The 14,103-nt window shown below is 71.7% G+C and carries 14 protein-coding genes; 6 read left to right on the plus strand and 8 right to left on the minus strand.

Features of this window, described 5'->3' with window-relative positions; translation table 11 throughout:
* Nucleotides 1-134: 134 nt before the first annotated feature.
* A complete protein-coding gene (locus ACFW3L_RS06145) occupies nt 135-1,238 on the minus strand; it encodes a PhoH family protein (protein ID WP_378736968.1) in 1,104 nt (367 codons plus the stop codon).
* A 203-nt stretch (nt 1,239-1,441) separates the two neighbouring features.
* A complete protein-coding gene (locus ACFW3L_RS06150) occupies nt 1,442-1,792 on the minus strand; it encodes a histidine triad nucleotide-binding protein (RefSeq protein ID WP_378736970.1) in 351 nt (116 codons plus the stop codon).
* A 351-nt stretch (nt 1,793-2,143) separates the two neighbouring features.
* Here ACFW3L_RS06150 and ACFW3L_RS06155 point away from each other — a divergent pair, with 351 nt between their 5' ends.
* Both ACFW3L_RS06155 and ACFW3L_RS06160 read left to right on the plus strand, forming a co-directional pair.
* Entirely contained in the window at nt 2,144-2,674 is a 531-nt protein-coding gene (locus ACFW3L_RS06155) for a SigE family RNA polymerase sigma factor (protein ID WP_378737599.1), read from the plus strand.
* Complete coding sequence (locus tag ACFW3L_RS06160) at nt 2,671-3,378, plus strand: hypothetical protein (RefSeq protein ID WP_378736973.1); 708 nt, start codon at nt 2,671-2,673, stop codon at nt 3,376-3,378. Before ACFW3L_RS06155 ends, ACFW3L_RS06160 begins: the two co-directional genes overlap by 4 nt.
* A gap of 108 nt (nt 3,379-3,486) precedes the next feature.
* Here ACFW3L_RS06160 and ACFW3L_RS06165 read toward each other — a convergent pair whose 3' ends face one another.
* The 3 genes from ACFW3L_RS06165 to hrcA are packed head-to-tail and all read right to left on the minus strand — an operon-like array spanning nt 3,487 to nt 6,387.
* Nucleotides 3,487-4,230, minus strand: coding sequence for a 16S rRNA (uracil(1498)-N(3))-methyltransferase (locus ACFW3L_RS06165; RefSeq protein ID WP_378736975.1), 744 nt, complete (start codon nt 4,228-4,230; stop codon nt 3,487-3,489).
* On the minus strand, nt 4,227-5,369 hold the full coding sequence (gene dnaJ, locus ACFW3L_RS06170) for a molecular chaperone DnaJ (RefSeq protein WP_017546304.1): 1,143 nt from the start codon (nt 5,367-5,369) through the stop codon (nt 4,227-4,229). Before dnaJ ends, ACFW3L_RS06165 begins: the two co-directional genes overlap by 4 nt.
* Before the next feature lie 4 nt (nt 5,370-5,373).
* Nucleotides 5,374-6,387 (minus strand): heat-inducible transcriptional repressor HrcA, encoded by a 1,014-nt coding sequence (gene hrcA, locus ACFW3L_RS06175; protein WP_378736978.1) that lies wholly within the window; start codon nt 6,385-6,387, stop codon nt 5,374-5,376.
* A gap of 178 nt (nt 6,388-6,565) precedes the next feature.
* On the opposite strand from hrcA, the gene ACFW3L_RS06180 reads away from it, so the two are divergent.
* On the plus strand, nt 6,566-7,399 hold the full coding sequence (locus ACFW3L_RS06180) for a DUF3097 domain-containing protein (protein ID WP_378736980.1): 834 nt from the start codon (nt 6,566-6,568) through the stop codon (nt 7,397-7,399).
* Between the two features lie 145 nt (nt 7,400-7,544).
* Here ACFW3L_RS06180 and ACFW3L_RS06185 read toward each other — a convergent pair whose 3' ends face one another.
* Nucleotides 7,545-8,696 (minus strand): hypothetical protein, encoded by a 1,152-nt coding sequence (locus ACFW3L_RS06185; RefSeq protein ID WP_378736983.1) that lies wholly within the window; start codon nt 8,694-8,696, stop codon nt 7,545-7,547.
* A 198-nt stretch (nt 8,697-8,894) separates the two neighbouring features.
* Here ACFW3L_RS06185 and ACFW3L_RS06190 point away from each other — a divergent pair, with 198 nt between their 5' ends.
* Both ACFW3L_RS06190 and ACFW3L_RS06195 read left to right on the plus strand, forming a co-directional pair.
* Nucleotides 8,895-9,224 carry a DUF4870 domain-containing protein gene (locus tag ACFW3L_RS06190; RefSeq protein WP_378737601.1) on the plus strand — a complete coding sequence of 110 codons (330 nt, stop codon included), beginning with the start codon at nt 8,895-8,897 and terminating at the stop codon, nt 9,222-9,224.
* Between the two features lie 30 nt (nt 9,225-9,254).
* Nucleotides 9,255-9,866 carry a DUF4870 domain-containing protein gene (locus ACFW3L_RS06195; protein WP_378736985.1) on the plus strand — a complete coding sequence of 204 codons (612 nt, stop codon included), beginning with the start codon at nt 9,255-9,257 and terminating at the stop codon, nt 9,864-9,866.
* A gap of 63 nt (nt 9,867-9,929) precedes the next feature.
* Here the strand turns inward: ACFW3L_RS06195 and hemW are convergent, their stop codons facing one another.
* Both hemW and ACFW3L_RS06205 read right to left on the minus strand, forming a co-directional pair.
* Nucleotides 9,930-11,162, minus strand: a complete 1,233-nt coding sequence (gene hemW, locus ACFW3L_RS06200) for a radical SAM family heme chaperone HemW (protein ID WP_378736987.1) — start codon at nt 11,160-11,162, stop codon at nt 9,930-9,932.
* 45 nt (nt 11,163-11,207) lie between these two features.
* The gene (locus ACFW3L_RS06205) at nt 11,208-12,299 is read right to left on the minus strand and encodes a LacI family DNA-binding transcriptional regulator (RefSeq protein ID WP_378736989.1); all 1,092 of its coding nucleotides are present in this window, start codon (nt 12,297-12,299) and stop codon (nt 11,208-11,210) included.
* Nucleotides 12,300-12,395: 96 nt separating this feature from the next.
* Here ACFW3L_RS06205 and ACFW3L_RS06210 point away from each other — a divergent pair, with 96 nt between their 5' ends.
* Nucleotides 12,396-13,997, plus strand: a complete 1,602-nt coding sequence (locus ACFW3L_RS06210) for an alpha-amylase family glycosyl hydrolase (protein WP_378736991.1) — start codon at nt 12,396-12,398, stop codon at nt 13,995-13,997.
* The last annotated feature ends 106 nt before the right edge of the window (nt 13,998-14,103 follow it).

Here is a 14,103-nt window from a genome sequence, read left to right on the forward strand (position 1 = left end):
TGTTTCTCCTTGTTTTTTTTGGGGGGGGGGGGGGGGGTGGGCGCCCCCGCGGTCCGGGGGTTCGCCCCCCACCCCGCCGGGGGGGGGCGGGGGGGGGGGGGCCCCCCCCGGCCGGTGTCACTACGTACTTCTCCTCAGTCTGCCCGGTGTTCGGGGCCCTCGGCGCCGTCGGCCCGGTCCTTCGGGGTGTCGCCGCCCCGGCGACGTCCGCCGCGCGGTCCCGGCCGGCCCCGGTCGCCGCCGCCCGGTCCGCCCTGAGCGGCGTCGTAGCGGCCGTAGGCGTCGACGATCTGGCCCACCAGCCGGTGCCGGACGACGTCCTCACTGGTCAGTCGGCAGAAGGCGATGTCATCGATATCACGCAGGATGTTCTCGATCGTCCGGAGCCCGCTGGTCTGCCCCCCGGGCAGGTCCACCTGGGTGACGTCACCGGTGACCACGATCTTGGACCCGAAGCCGAGCCGCGTCAGGAACATCTTCATCTGCTCGGGCGAGGTGTTCTGCGCCTCGTCCAGGATGATGAAGGAGTCATTGAGCGTACGTCCACGCATGTACGCCAGGGGGGCGACCTCGATGGTTCCGGCGGCCATCAGCTTGGGGATGGAGTCCGGGTCGAGCATGTCGTGCAGGGCGTCGTAGAGCGGACGCAGGTAGGGGTCGATCTTGTCGTAGAGCGTGCCGGGCAGGAAGCCCAGGCGCTCACCCGCCTCGACGGCGGGCCGCGTCAGGATGATCCGGTTGACCTCCTTGTCCTGGAGGGCCTTCACCGCCTTGGCCATCGCCAGGTAGGTCTTGCCGGTGCCCGCCGGGCCGATGCCGAACACCACGGTGCGCTCGTCGATGATGTCGACGTACCGCTTCTGGTTCAGCGTCTTGGGGCGGATGGTCTTGCCCCGGTTGGACAGGATGTTGGTGGTCAGCACGTCCGCGGGACGTTCCTTGCCCGGTGAGCGCAGCATGTGGATCATGCGCTCGATGGTGTCCGGGGTGACGTGGGTGCCGCTCTTGGCGAGCTCGATCAGCTCCTCCACGAGGCGGACCACCACGGCCGTCTCCTCGGGGGTCCCGCTGATGGTGAACTCGTTGCCGCGGACGTGGATGTCGCTCTTGAAGGACCGCTCCAGCGCGCGGAGGAGCTCGTCCCCCGAGCCCAGCAGGCTGATCATCGTGTGTTCGTCCGGCACCACGACCTTGACCTGGGTCTCCTGGTCCTGGTGCGTGTGAGTTGACTCGGCCATGGTGTGGCCTTGCGGCCGCTGTCCTACCCTTCGGTCACGGCCCCGGGGCCTGGGTCGCCCGGGGTTCCTCGCGGACGGGCCGCACACCGGGTCGGTGTCGAGCACGGTCACCAGGGGTGTGTGGGACAACCGAAGTGGCCGGTGGGGCCCGTCCCCGAGTCTACCAACGAGGGCCCCGCGGGCTCGATGGGATATTTCCGCCCCTACCCGGGGGGCCAGTTCAGGCCGCGACCGCCGAGCACGTGGGCGTGCAGGTGGAAGACGGTCTGCCCGGCCCCGGCGCCGGTGTTGAAGACGATCCGGTAGCCGGAGTCCACCACGTCCTCGGCCTTGGCCACCTCGTGGGCGTCCCTGACCAGGGCGTCCAGCAGTCCGGTGTCGGTGGCGGCGGCCGTGGCCGCGTCCGCGACGTGTTCGCGCGGGACGACCAGGACGTGGGTGGGCGCCTGGGGGTTGATGTCGCGGAACGCGACCGTGCGCTCCCCCTCGCGGACGATGTCCGCAGGGACCTCGCCCTTCACGATCTTGCAGAAGAGGCAGTCGGGGTCGACCATCGCTCGCCTTCCGTCACGCGGCCCGCGCTCGGTGGCGGCGCCGCTTCTCGGGTCATCGGAATTGTCCGGTGCCCATGATGCCGCAGGTGCGCGGAACACCGCAGGTACACGGGGTATGAGGAGATGAACCCTCAACCTTTCCGCAACCCTTCCGATCCACGATCCCCTCCAGCGACCGATCGGGGCGCGGTAGTCTTTGGGCCCGTGCGCGTCAGGCTGTGGACACGCCCGCCGTTCTGCCACGTCCGACGTGTTCGGATCGGAACGCACGTCTACTGGAAATGAAGAGGTATGCCCTTTCGTAAACCCCGCGACAAGGGTGTGCGTCGAACTGATGTGACGACAGAAACCTTGGTGGCCAAAGCCACCACGGCGCCGCTCTCGGTCGAGTGGGACGCTGACCACGCCGTGACGGAGCTCTACCGGGAGCACTACCGTCCGCTCGTTCGGCTCGCCGCCCTGCTCGTGAGGGACCACGCGACCGCCGAGGAGGTCGTCCAGGACGCCTTCGTCGCCATGCACGGTGCCTGGCGGCGCCTCAGGGACCCGAACAAGGCCCTCTCCTACCTCCGCCAGGCAGTCGTGAACAAGGCGAGGTCGGTTCTGCGCCACAGGGCGGTCGTCGAGAAGCACGCCCCGAAGGCCCTGCCCGACGCACCCAGTGCCGAGCACGGGGCGATGAACCTGCTGGAACGCGAGGCGGTCATCACCGCGTTGCGCAAGCTACCCACCCGTCAGCGAGAGGCCATCGTGCTCCGGTACTACGGCGACCTGTCCGAGGCACAGATCGCGGACGCCATGGGCATCAGTCGAGGCGCGGTCAAGAGCCACACCTCGCGTGGCATCTCCTCCCTTCGCTCTGTACTGGAGCAGACGTCATGAGTAGCCCCAACGACAGGAACGAATCGGAGTTCGAGGACCAACTCCGTCAGATACTCCGCGCCGAGGCCGACGAGATGACCCCGTCGGCCGAAGGACTCAACCTCATCCGCGAGCGCACCGAGCACCAACGCGGCTCGGCGTGGTTCGGGCTGCCGTGGCTCCGACCGGTGGCCGCCGTCGCGGCGGCCGTCCTCATCGTCGCGTCGGTGATCATGTCGAGCCCCCAGGTCCGTGAACAGGTCCTGGACATCGTCCCGGCCGGCGCCGACCGCGAGGGCACCCCGCCCGAGGCCCACGCCGACGGCAACGGCGGCGTGGCGGCCCCCGATCCCTCGACCGACTCCACCTCCGGCACCAGCAAGCCGGCGGAGGAGACGGACCAGGACCCCGAGGGCCCGCCCAGCCCGGACAGCTCGCCCTCCTCCTCCGAGGACGACGGGTTCGAGTCCACCGCCTCGTGCCCGCCCGGCGAGGAGCTCACACCGGTCCCCACGGACGACACTCGTGCGCAGGACGGGAAGAGCAAGGACGAGGAGCGGGACGTCAGGGAGACCTGCGCCCCCACCGACGAACCCAAGGAAGAGCCCACCGACGAGCCCACCAGCCCCGGGAACGGTGGCGACCCCGACCCGGGTGAGGGCACCGAGGACCCCGGCAACGGATCCGGGAGCAACGGTGAGGAGGACGGGGCCAGCGCGAGCTGACCCCCGGCCCCACTCGGACGGACACGACGAAGGGCCCGTGGGATCTCCCACGGGCCCTTCGTCGTGCTCGCGTTCACGGTCGGTGGCGCCGCGCCACCCCGTACCCGCTCACCAGCGTCCCGTACGGGCCTGGAGGACCGACAGCGCGGCCACCCCGGCGGTGGAGGTGCGCAGCACCGAGGGCCCCAGCAGGGTCCGCACCGCCCCGGCCTCGTCGAAGGCGGCCAGTTCGGCCTCGGAGATCCCGCCCTCCGGGCCGACCACCAGGACGATCCCCGTACCGCGGGGCTCCTCCGGGAGGGGCAGCGAGGACAGCCGACGCGCCCCCTCCTCGTGCAGGACCGCGCCGAGGTCCGCCCCGGCCAGCAGGGCGGACACCCCCTTGCGGTCCAGCGGCTCGGTGACCTCGGGCGTCCGGGCGCGGCGGGCCTGCTTGGCCGCCTCCCGGGCGCTCGCCCGCCACTTGGCCAGGGCCTTGGCTCCGCGGTCGCCCTTCCACTGCGTGACACAGCGCTCGGCGGACCAGGGCACGACGACGTCGACCCCGGCCTCCGTCATCATCTCGACGGCGAGCTCGCCCCGGTCCCGTTTGGGCAGGGCCTGCACCACGGTGATCCGGGGTCGGGGCTCGGGTTCGCTCCGGCGCTCCACCACACGGCAGACGAGCGCGTCCTTGCCGACGACCTCGTCGACCTCACAGCGCACGCGCAGGCCGAGACCGTCGGACAGGTCGACGGTCTCGCCCTCGCGGATGCGCCGGACCGCCACGGCGTGGCGGCCCTCCGGACCGTCCAGTCGGATCCGGTCGCCCGCCAGCGCGGCGGTCCCGACCAGGAAGACCGGCGGGGTCACTTGGCTCCGAAGGCGTCGCGGATCTTGGAGAAGAAGCCGCCGTGGCCGGGGCTGAAGCGACCCGGGTTCTGGTCCTCCCCGCGCAGTTCGGCGAACTTGCGCAGCAGGGCCTCCTGCTCCTCGTCCAGCTTGCCCGGGGTCTCCACGTCCACACGGATGCGCAGGTCTCCCCGGCCGCCCCCGTCGAGGTGCGTGACACCCTTGCCCGGCAGGGTGATGACGTGGCCCGAGTTGGTGCCCGGACGCAGGTCGATGTTCTCGGTGCCGTCGAGGGTGTCGAACGCGCACGAGGCGCCCAGCGCCGCCGCCGTCATGGGGACGGTGATGGTGCAGTGCAGGTCGTCGCCGCGACGCTCGAAGGTCGGGTGGGGCTTCTGGACGATCTCCAGGATGATGTCGCCGCGCGGTCCGCCGTTGGGGCCGACCTCACCCTCACCCGCGAGCTGGATGCGGGTGCCGTCGTCGACACCGGCGGGGATCTTGACGGTGCGGGTGACCTTCTCCCGGACCCGGCCCTCGCCCGCGCAGTCGCCGCAGGGGTTGGTGATGACCGAACCCTGGCCGGAGCACTGCGGGCAGGGACGCGAGGTCATGACCTGCCCGAGGAAGGAGCGCGTGACCTGGGAGACCTCGCCCTGGCCGTGGCACATGTCGCAGGTGGTCCGGTGCGAACCGGCCGCGGTGCCCTCGCCCTGGCACGTCTCGCACAGGATCGCGGTCGGGAAGGTGATCTCCCGACTGACCCCGAACGCGGTCTCGACGAGGTCGAGCTCGATGCGGATCTTGATGCTGCGCCCGCGCCGGACCCGTTCCCGGGGGCCGCGCCCGCCGGGCTGTCCACCGCCGAAGAAGGCGTTCATGATGTCGTCGAAGGCGAACCCGCCCGCGTTGCCGAAACCTCCGGCACCGCCGCCGCCACCTGGGGCGAAGGGGTCCTGGCCCATGTCGAACATCCGACGCTTGTTCTCGTCGGAGAGGACCTCGTAGGCCTGGGTCACTTCCTTGAAGCGCTCCTGGGTGGCGGGGTCCGGGTTGATGTCCGGGTGGAGCTCGCGCGCGAGCCGCCGGTACGCCTTCTTGATCTCGTCCTTGGACGCGTCGCGACGCACCCCGAGAACCTGGTAATAGTCTCTGGCCACTGAGTTACTGTCCTGCCAAAATCTGTCCGACATACCGGGCCACCGCACGGACGGCGCCCATCGTCCCTGGGTAGTCCATACGGGTGGGGCCCACCACTCCGATCTTGGCCAGCGACTGGTTTCCCACGCCGTAGTCAGCCGACACGATGGAAGTGGATCGAAGGCCCTCGTGGAAGTTCTCCGCGCCGATGCGCACCGTGAGCATGGAGGGGTCCTTGGCCTCACCGAGGAGTCGTATGAGGACCATGTTCTCCTCCAGCGCCTCGAGCACCTCGCGCAGGCTGGCCGCGAAGTCGACCGCGGCCAGGTTGGCGGTGCCCGCCAGAACGATCTTCTCCTCGTGTCTCTCCACGAGGCTCTCCAGCAGGACGGAGAGGACCGCGACCGCGACGGGCCGGTCCTCCGGTGCGACCTGGGCGGGCAGGTCCTCCACCGCGTCCGGCACGTCACCGAGGTGTCTGCCCGCGATGGCGCGGTTGAGCATGGTGCGCAGGTCGTCCACCACGGTCTCACTGACCGATCCCAGCCCGTCGATGACGCGCTGTTCGACCCGTCCGGTGTCGGTGATGACGACCATCATGATGCGCTGACCGCCGAGCGGCACCAGTTCCACGTGCTGCACCGACGAGCGGGTCAGCGACGGGTACTGGACGATCGCGACCTGCCGGGTGAGCTGCGCGAGCAGACGCACCGTGCGGGCGACGATCTCGTCGAGGTCCACGGCACCACCGAGGAAGGACTCGATAGCGCGCCGTTCGGCCGCCGAGAGCGGCTTGACGGAGGAGAGCCGGTCCACGAAGAGCCGGTACCCCTTGTCGGTGGGCACCCGTCCCGCACTGGTGTGGGGTTGGGCGATGTAGCCGTCCTCCTCGAGGGCGACCATGTCGTTGCGAATGGTCGCCGGGGAGACACCAAGGGGGTGACGGTCCGCCAACGCCCGCGAACCCACGGGTTCGTTGGTGTTGACGAAGTCCTCGACGACCGCACGCAGGACCGCGAGCTTGCGCTCATCCAGCAACTCGCCACCTCCTGGCACTCCAAGGTCCTCAGTGCTAATTCTATGCCCGGCCGCAAACCGGCACGGCTACCCGCACGCGGTAACACGGAGACGGGGGGTGCTTCTTCCCTGACCGAGCCGCGACGTGCGCCACCCGCCAACGGGATTACCGAGTGTGTCACCAGTAGACTGCACCACCGTGGTTACCAAGGGAACCGGCCGTTACGGCCGCGACGTTCTGGCGGGAGACTGGCGACGACCGAGGAAGGGCGCGGTACGCGAGATACCCCTCAGTCGTGACCTGGTCGTGGAGGACGCCGACGAGACCTTCTGCGGCGCGGTGGTGTCCTGGGACAAGGCCGCCGTGACCCTGGAGGACCGGGACGGGCGCCGCAGGGTGTTCGAGCTGGGCCCGGCCGCCTTCCTCGTGGACGGTGCGCCGGTGACGCTGGTGCGTCCGGCGGCGGAGCCCAGGGGGCCGCTGCGCAGCGCCTCGGGATCGATCGCGGTGACCGACGCGCGGGCGCGCACGGCTCGGGAGAGCCGGATCTACGTGGAGGGCGCGCACGACGCCGAGCTGGTGGAGAAGGTCTGGGGCCACGACCTGCGCGTGGAGGGAGTGGCCGTCGAGTTCCTTGAGGGAGTCGACGACCTTCCCGCCGTGGTGGCGGAGTTCGCGCCGGGACCGGGGCGCCGTCTGGGGGTCCTGGTGGACCACCTGGTGCCGGGGTCCAAGGAGAGCCGGATCGCGGAGCGCGTCCGGGGCGCGGACGTCCTCGTGGTCGGCCATCCCTATGTGGACGTGTGGCAGGCGGTGCGCCCGGGCGCGGTGGGAATCGGGGCCTGGCCCGAGATCCCCCGGGGTCAGCCCTGGAAGGAGGGCGTGGTGGACGCCCTGGGGTGGCGGATGGAGACGGGTGAGGCCTGGCGTCGCATCCTCGGCTCGGTCCGTGGCTACGGGGACCTGGAACCCTCCCTGCTGGGGCGGGTGGAGGAGCTCATCGACTTCGTCACGGGCCCGCACGCTCCGTAACACTAGGATTGTCGCGATCACATGGTCTGATGGGACCCTCGGAACGTCGTTCCCCGTCTCCCTCAGGCCTCCCGGCCTCCGGCCCTCCGCGGTCGTCGGTACGGCCCGACTCGTTCGGGCACAGCAAGCGCCCCCAACAGCGGAGTCAAGGAAGAGCATGAGCGAGACCCCGTCCAGCCGTCCGTCGCCGGACGACGCGCAGGGACAGCAGCAGCCGCAGGACCCCGACCAGCAGAGCGGCGCGCGGCCCGCCGGGGAGCCGTCGACCGGCGGTCAGCCGCGGGTGCGCCCCGACGCCGAGACGCTGCGGATGAGCGGGGCGCAGCCCGGGTGGAGGCCGTCCGCGGAGCCCGCCCCGCAGCAGCAGGCCGGCGGAGACCAGCCCGCCGGGGAACAGGGCGCGGCGCAGACGCCTCCGTCGCCCGGATGGGGCCCGCCCGGGGTCCAGGCGGCTCCGCCCGCCCACTCCCAGCAGGCCCAGGCGTACGGCCAGCCCCAGGTCCAGGCACCGCAGCCCTCGGAGCAGCCGGGATGGGGGCAGCCGCACCAGCCGCACCAGACCCACACCCAGGCTCAGCAGCCCGGAGGGGTTACGCCCCACGACCAGGGACAGGTCCAGCCGGGTTGGCAGCAGGCCACCGGCGGCCAACCGCAGATCCATCCCCACGGGGCCCAGCAGGGCAGCGGCGCCCAGCCCGGGTGGGGGCAGCCGCAGGCCCAGGACCCGCAGGTCAGCGGAGCTCAGCCCGCGTGGGGACCACCGCACCAGCAGGCGCCGGCCCCGTACCCCCAGGCCCAGCCCGGCTGGGAACAGGCGACCGGCGGGCAACCCCAAACCCAGCAGGTCAACGGGGCCCAGGCCGGATGGGGACAACCACAGGCCCAACCCGCCCACCCGCAGGAGCCCCACCTCCAGCCCGGCTGGGAACAGGCGACCGGCGGGCAGCCGCAGGCCCAGCAAACCAGCGGAGCTCAGCCCGCGTGGGGGCAGCCGCAGGCCCAGCAAGCCCACCCCCAGCAGCCCCAGGCGTACGGCCAGCCCCCGCAGGCGCAGCAGCCCGGGTGGGGCCAGGCCCACGAGCAGGGGTCGGCGCAGGTGGGTTGGCAGCAGCACACCGGCGGGCAGCCGCAGGCCCAGCAGCCCGCGTGGGGGCAGCCCCAGGCCCAGACCGGCTGGGGGCAGGCCGCCGGAAGCCAGCCCGAGGCCCCGCAGCAACCCGCGTGGGGAGGACCCCACGAGCAGGCGCAGTCTGGATGGGCACAGCACACCGGCGGCCAGCCGCGGATCCAGCCCCACGACCAGCAGGTGAGCGGAGCCCAGCCCGCATGGGGGCAGCCGCCGGAACAGGCGTACGGACAGCCCCAGGCGCCCCAGCAGCCGCAGTTCCACCCCGAGGCCAGTTACGGGCAGCAGTTCCAGCAGCCGCAGCAGGCCGCCTACGGCCAGCCCCCGGGCGCGCAGCCCGCCGGTGGCGACAACGACGTCCTGGTCTCGATGCTCGCGCACCTGTCGGGGTTCGTCATCGCCTTCCTCGGCTGGATCCCGCCGCTGGCGATCTACTTCGCCAGGCGCGGGCGGTCACCGTTCATCCGCCACCACGCGTCGGAAGCGGCGAACTTCCAGATCACTATGCTGATCCCGTACGTCCTCGCTGGCGTCGCGTTCTTCGGGTTGGGTATCTTTTTCCCCAGCCTGTCCTGGATCGGCTACCTGCTCATCGCCCTCGTATGGATCGTCTCCATCGTCTTCGGCGTTCTGGGAGCCTCCGGAGCCAACAGGGGAGCCTGGTCCCGCTACCCCGTGAGCATCCGCCTCCTGAAGTAGTCACGCGCGCCCACACACCAAGGAACCACCATGTCGTATCCGAACAACCCGAACCCCCACGATCCCTACGGTCAGGGGGAGTCCGGGGGCTACCCGCCCCCTCCCGGCTACCCGCAGCAGGGTGGTGTCCCCGGTGGTCCTCCCGTTCCGTACAACGGCCCCCAGAGCGGTGGCTACCCGCCGCCGCCCCAGGGCGGCTACCAGCAGCCCGGCGGCTACCCCCAGGGCGGTTACCAGCAGTCGGGCGGCTACCCGCCGCCCCACGGCGGCCCGTACGGCGGCTACCAGCAGCCGGGTGCGCAGGGCTACGGCGCCTACGTGCCGACCCCGGAGGAGCGCAGCTCCGCGAAGCTCGCCCACATCGGCGGCGGCTTCCTCGGCTGGATCCTGCCGCTCATCGTCTACATCTCGAAGAAGGACGAGTCGCCCTACGTCCGTGACCAGGCCGCTCGGGCGCTCAGCTTCCAGCTGGTGATGCTGATCGGTTACATGATCTCGTGGGTCCTCACGATCGTCCTGATCGGCTTCCTCGGGCTGATCGGTCTGGTGATCTTCTCGATCGTCTCCGGTTTCCGCGCGGCGTCGGCGGTGGACCGGGGCGAGTGGTCCCGGTACCCGATGGATGTCACCTGGGTGAAGTAGCCCGTTGATCCACGCGTGAAGGAGGGGCCGGGCATCGTGCCGGGCCCCTCCTTCGTCCGAGTCTCAGGTGAGGTCGCGGACCACGGCGTCCGCGAGCAGGCGGCCCCGCCGGGTCAGCGCGGCCCGCCCCTCGGTGTGCGCTCGCGGGTCGAGGAGTCCTTCACCGACCAGGCGTTCGGCGGCGGCGAGCCCTGCGGTGTCCAGCAGTTCCAGCGGGCAGCCGCCGTCCACGCGCAGCTCCAGCAGGACGCGCTCGAACCGCCGCTCGGCCTCGGTGAGCACCTCGCGGGCCTGGGCGGGGCTGTCTCCGGCCGCCAGACGCGCGGCGTAGGCGGCCGGGTGCTTGACGTTCCACCAGCGGGTCCCGCCCACGTGGCTGTGCGCGCCGGGGCCGACGCCCCACCAGTGGCCGCCGGTCCAGTAGAGCATGTTGTGCGCGCTGCGCCCCTCGGTGGTGCGGGCCCAGTTGGACACCTCGTAAGGGCTGTACCCGGCACTGGCCAGGGCCTCGTCGGCCATGAGGTAGCGGTCGGCCATGGCGTCGTCGTCGGGTTCGGTGAGCTCGCCCCGGCGGACGCGGGCGGCCAGCCGGGTGCCGTCCTCCACGATCAGGGAGTAGGCGGAGACGTGGTCGGGCCCGGCGCCGATGGCGGCCTCCAGGGAGGCGGCCCAGTCCTCGTCGCTCTCCCCCGGCGTGCCGTAGATGAGGTCGAGGTTGACGTGCTCGAACCCGGCCTCGCGTGCCCAGGTCACGCACTGTTCGGGGCGGCCGGGGGTGTGGCCGCGCTCCAGGACGCGCAGCACGTGCGGTCGGGCGCTCTGCATGCCGAAGGAGACGCGGGTGAACCCGGCGGCCCTGAGGCGGACGAGGTAGTCGGGGTCGACCGTCTCGGGGTTGGCCTCGGTGGTGATCTCGGCGTCGGGGGTGAGCCCGAAGCGGTCGCGGATCTCACCCAGGACGAGCCCGAGGTCCTCGGGCGAGAGCAGGGTGGGCGTGCCACCGCCCACGAACACGGTGCTGACCGGGGGCCGGTCGCCGGTCAGCACCCGGTCCGCGAGGACGACCTCGGCGGCCGCCTGCCCGGCGTAGGTCTCACGCGAGGCCGTGGCGGTGCCGTCCCGGGAGACGAGCTCGTCGGCGGTGTAGGTGTTGAAGTCGCAGTAGCCGCAGCGGGTGACGCAGAAGGGCACGTGGACGTAGAACCCGAGCGGGCGCCCGCCGAGCTCGCTGAGTGAGGCGTCGGGGAGCTCCCCGGTTCGGGGCACGGGTTCGCCGTCGAGGGCTACGGATGGCATGTCTCCAGTGTCACCGACCGGACGACGTGCCCTGACACTCCCCGGTCAGACCCCGGGGGTCACGTCCTGGGGGTCGCGGCGCAGCGCGGAGGGGACGTCCAGGCGGCTCCCCGACGCGGGCGGGCCGGGCACCGTGGCGGGGGCCGCCGCCGTGGAGCCGCGCACGACCAGCTCGGGGTCGAAGACGTACTCGGCGTGGGAGACGGAGTGGCCGGCGATCTCGTCGCACAGGGCCCGCACGGCGGCCATGGCCATCGCGTTGACGGGCTGGCGCACGGTGGTCAGCGGGGGGTCCGTGAAGGCGATGAGCTGGGAGTCGTCGTAGCCGACCACGGAGAAGTCCTGGGGGACGCGCAGGCCGTGCTGGCGGGCCGCTCGGATGGCGCCCAGGGCCATGATGTCGGATCCGCAGACCATGGCGGTGACACCGCGTTCGATGAGGCGGCCCGCCGCCGCGTGGCCGCCCTCCACGCCGAAGAGGGAGAGCTGGACGAGGTCGTCGCCGTCCAGGCCGTGCTCGGCCAGGGCCCGGTGGTAGCCCTCCAGCTTGCGGCGGACCGGGACGTAGCGCTCGGGTCCGCTGGTGAAGCCGATGCGGGTGTGGCCGAGGGCGACGAGGTGGTTGACGGCCAGGCGCCCGGCCTCGCGGTCGTCGGCGGAGATGAAGGCCGCCGGGATGGACTCGGTGTAGCCGTTGACCAGCACGATCGGTAGCCGCCGGGAGACCAGGGCCTGGTAGCGCTCGTGTGAGGCGGTGGTGTCGGCGTGCTTGCCGGAGACGAAAAGGATCCCGGAGACGTTGCGCTCCAGGAGGAGTTCCACGTACTCGTCCTCCGATATCCCGCCGGGGGTCTGGGTGCACAGGACCGGGGTGTACCCGCGCTGGGCGAGGGCGCCCTCGGCCGCCTGGGCGAACATCGGGAAGACCGGGTTCTCCAGCTCGGGGATGACCATGCCGACCAGTCCGGCGGAGCGCTGTCGCAGCCGGGCGGGGCGTTCGTATCCCAGCACGTCGAGCGCGGTGAGTACGGCCTTGCGCGTGTCACTGCCGACGCCGGGCTTGTCGTTGAGCACCCGCGAGACGGTGGCCTCGCTGACGCCTGCGTGCCGTGCGATGTCGGCAAGTCGTGGACCCATGCGGGCAACTCTAGTCGAGATTGCCGTCACAAGGACGAAAGTAAACGGTAATCTTGCGCAAGAACTTGCAGCCATGATCCGGAAGGACCCCCACAGATGAAGGACCAGTCGCACTGGTGGCGCGAGGCGGCCATCTACCAGATCTACGTGCGCAGCTTCGCCGACTCCAACGGTGACGGCGAAGGCGACCTCACCGGCATCCGCGAGCGACTCCCCCACCTGGCCGAGCTCGGTGTGGACGCGATCTGGCTGACCCCCTTCTACGTCTCCCCCCTGGCCGACGGGGGCTACGACGTCGCGGACTACCGCGACGTCGACCCCCGGTTCGGCACCCTGGAGGACTTCGACGCGCTCCTGACGGCCGCCCACGACCTGGGCATCCGGATGATCATCGACGTGGTCCCCAACCACTCCTCCTCAGCGCACCGCTGGTTCCGCGAGGCCGTGGCCGCCGAACCCGGCAGTGCCGCGCGCTCCCGGTACGTCTTCCGTGAGGGCCGCGGCCCCGACGGCGCGGAGCCGCCCAACAACTGGAAGTCGATCTTCGGCGGCCCGGCCTGGACCCGTCTCAAGACCGCCGACGGCACCCCCGAGCAGTGGTACCTGCACCTGTTCGACTCCGAGCAGCCCGACTTCGACTGGAACAACCAGGAGGTGCACGACGAGTTCGACGACGTCCTGCGCTTCTGGCTGGACCGCGGGGTGGACGGGTTCCGGATCGACGTCGCGCACGGCATGGTCAAGGACCCCGCGCTGCCCGACATCGACCCGGACGCCAAGGCCGACCTGCTCGACGGCAGCACCTCGCTGCCCTACTTCGACCAGGAGGGCGTCCACGACATCTACCGCCGGTGGTCGCGCATCGCCGCCGAGTACCCGGGCGACCGGACCCTGGTGGCCGAGGCCTGGGTGGAGGACGCCCAGCGGGTGGCCCGCTACCTGCGCCCGGACGAGCTGCACCAGGCGTTCAACTTCGAGTACCTCACCGCGCCGTGGGACGCCGCGCGCCTGCGTGAGGTGATCGACGGTTCCCTGGCGGCCAACGGCGCCGTGGGCGCGACGACCACGTGGGTGCTGTCCAACCACGACGTCAACCGGCACGTGACCCGCTTCGGCGGTGGCGAGCAGGGCCTGCGTCGCGCGCGGGCGGCCACCCTGCTGATGCTGGGCCTGCCCGGTTCGGTCTACCTCTACCAGGGCGAGGAGCTGGGCCTGCCCGAGGTCACCGACCTGCCGGAGGAGTCCCTCCAGGACCCCACCTGGGAGCGCTCGGGCCGGACCGAGCGGGGCCGCGACGGGTGTCGCGTGCCCCTGCCCTGGGAGGGCGACACCGCCCCGTTCGGCTTCGGCCCCGAGGGCAGCACGCCGTGGCTGCCGGTGCCCGAGGCGTGGGCGGGGCTGACCCGCGCGGCTCAGCGCGGCGTGGCGGGCTCGACCCTGGAGCTGTACACCACCGCTCTTCGCCTGCGCCGTGAGCTGGAGGCCCTGGGCGACGGCTCGATGAGCTGGCTGGACGCGCCCGAGGGTGTCCTGTACTTCGAGCGCGAGCCCGGTGTTCGGGTGGCGGTGAACCTGACCGGGGACGTGGTCGAGCTGCCCGCCTCCGGTGAGGTCCTGGTGTCCAGTGGACCCGGCGCCGCGCTGACCGAGGGCACGCTGACCCTGGCCGCCGAGACCTCGGCGTGGCTGCGCGTCTGATCGGGCCGTAGGCCCCGGGGGGGGGGGGGGGGGGGGCCCCCCGGCCCCCCCCCCCCCCCCCCCACCGGGGGGGACCCCCCCCCCCCCCCCCCCCCCCCCCCCCCCC

This window comes from Nocardiopsis sp. NPDC058789, assembly GCF_042745575.1.
Lineage (GTDB): Bacteria > Actinomycetota > Actinomycetes > Streptosporangiales > Streptosporangiaceae > Nocardiopsis > Nocardiopsis eucommiae.